Below are 2,500 nucleotides of genomic sequence, written 5' to 3' on the forward strand. Positions count from 1 at the left end.
AGAGCACCGTCTTGATAAGGCGGGGGTCGTTGGTTCGAGACCAACCAGACCCACCATACCTCCATCCAATCCTGGGGGATTAGCTCAGCTGGGAGAGCACCTGCTTTGCAAGCAGGGGGTCGTCGGTTCGATCCCGTCATCCTCCACCACCTATCGCAAGATCAAAATCAAAGCGCTCGCATGAGTGTTTTGATGTTGGCCTTGCGCCAATAACTGGATCTCCAGATCCACGGCTGTTCTTTAAAAATTCATAGAGTCGAATCAGCGTTGCTGACGGAAAGCAGAAATTCGTAAAGGTTTTACTGCACCGTGCCGTCAGCAACATTTTGATTGCGTCAACGAATGTTCAATTGGATCGAAAGATCACGATTGGATACGGCATAACGCGTCAGGTGAAAGACCTGACAGACATTCTCTTGAGACCTGGCAAAGATGTTGCAAGACATCAAAGTTATAGGGTCAAGTGAATAAGAGCATGTGGTGGATGCCTTGGCGATGATAGGCGACGAAGGACGTGATAGCCTGCGATAAGCTTCGGGGAGCTGGCAAATAAGCTTTGATCCGGAGATTTCCGAATGGGGAAACCCACCTGCAAAGGTATCGTTATCTGAATACATAGGGTAACGAGGCGAACCGGGTGAACTGAAACATCTCAGTAGCTCGAGGAAAAGACATCAACCGAGATTCCGAAAGTAGTGGCGAGCGAAATTGGAAGAGCCTGCAAGTGATAGCACAAGACTTAACGGAACGCTCTGGAAAGGGCGGCCATAGTGGGTGATAGCCCCGTACGTGAAAAGACCTGTGTGGTACTGAGCTTGCGAAAAGTAGGGCGGGACACGTGTAATCCTGTCTGAATATGGGGGGACCATCCTCCAAGGCTAAATACTCATCATCGACCGATAGTGAACAAGTACCGTGAGGGAAAGGCGAAAAGAACCCCGGGAGGGGAGTGAAATAGATCCTGAAACCGCATGCTTACAAAAAGTAGGAGCCCGCAAGGGTGACTGCGTACCTTTTGTATAATGGGTCAGCGACTTACATTCAGTGGCAAGCTTAACCGAGTAGGGAAGGCGTAGGGAAACCGAGTCCGAATAGGGCGTTCAGTCGCTGGGTGTAGACCCGAAACCAAGTGATCTATCCATGGCCAGGATGAAGGTGCCGTAACAGGTACTGGAGGTCCGAACCGACTAGTGTTGCAAAACTAGCGGATGAGCTGTGGATAGGGGTGAAAGGCTAAACAAACTTGGAAATAGCTGGTTCTCTCCGAAAACTATTTAGGTAGTGCCTCAAGTATTACCGACGGGGGTAGAGCACTGTTTTGGCTAGGGGGTCATGGCGACTTACCAAACCAAGGCAAACTCCGAATACCGTTGAGTACAGCTTGGGAGACAGAGCACCGGGTGCTAACGTCCGGACTCAAGAGGGAAACAACCCAGACCGCCAGCTAAGGTCCCTAAAATTGGCTAAGTGGGAAACGAAGTGGGAAGGCTAAAACAGTCAGGATGTTGGCTTAGAAGCAGCCATCATTTAAAGAAAGCGTAATAGCTCACTGATCGAGTCGTCCTGCGCGGAAGATGTAACGGGGCTAAGCCAGTTACCGAAGCTGCGGATGCACAGTTTACTGTGCGTGGTAGGAGAGCGTTCTGTAAGCCTGTGAAGGTGTCTGGTAACGGATGCTGGAGGTATCAGAAGTGCGAATGCTGACATGAGTAGCGTTAAAGCGGGTGAAAAGCCCGCTCGCCGTAAGCGCAAGGTTTCCTACGCAACGTTCATCGGCGTAGGGTGAGTCGGCCCCTAAGGCGAGGCAGAGATGCGTAGCTGATGGGAAGCAGGTCAATATTCCTGCACCGACTGCAAGTGCGATGTGGGGACGGATCTTAATAGGTTATCCGGGTGTTGGATGTCCCGGTTTAGGCAGAAGTAGGCGAGCGTCAGGCAAATCCGGCGCTCATATACCGAGGCTGTCGATCGAGCGAGCTTGCTCGCGAAGTAACTGAACGAGGTCCCAGGAAAAGCCACTAAGCTTCAGCTTGCAGTCGACCGTACCGCAAACCGACACTGGTGCGCGAGATGAGTATTCTAAGGCGCTTGAGAGAACTCGGGAGAAGGAACTCGGCAAATTGACACCGTAACTTCGGAAGAAGGTGTGCCCTAGTAGTGTGTAGAGAACATCGAAGCACGAATGGGTTGCAAAAAATAGGTGGCTGCGACTGTTTATTAAAAACACAGCACTCTGCAAACACGAAAGTGGACGTATAGGGTGTGACGCCTGCCCGGTGCTGGAAGATTAATTGATGGGGTGCAAGCTCTTGATCGAAGTCCCAGTAAACGGCGGCCGTAACTATAACGGTCCTAAGGTAGCGAAATTCCTTGTCGGGTAAGTTCCGACCTGCACGAATGGCGTAACGATGGCCACACTGTCTCCTCCCGAGACTCAGCGAAGTTGAAATGTTTGTGATGATGCAATCTCCCCGCGGAAAGACGGAAAGACCCCATGAAC

Annotated in this window: 2 tRNA genes and 1 rRNA gene (2 of these 3 only partly in view); all 3 read left to right on the forward strand. The window is 51.2% G+C overall.

Annotated features, from left to right (window positions below):
• Positions 1–56 (forward strand) — tRNA-Ile (locus ACFQNJ_RS10555) (it extends 21 nt beyond the left edge of the window).
• 17 nt (positions 57–73) lie between these two features.
• Positions 74–149 (forward strand) — tRNA-Ala (locus tag ACFQNJ_RS10560).
• 308 nt (positions 150–457) lie between these two features.
• A 23S ribosomal RNA gene (locus ACFQNJ_RS10565) occupies positions 458–2,500 on the forward strand; it runs 831 nt beyond the window's last position.

The sequence above is a fragment of the Hydrogenophaga bisanensis genome (assembly GCF_042665135.1).
In the GTDB taxonomy this organism is placed as follows: Bacteria; Pseudomonadota; Gammaproteobacteria; order Burkholderiales; family Burkholderiaceae_C; genus Hydrogenophaga; species Hydrogenophaga bisanensis.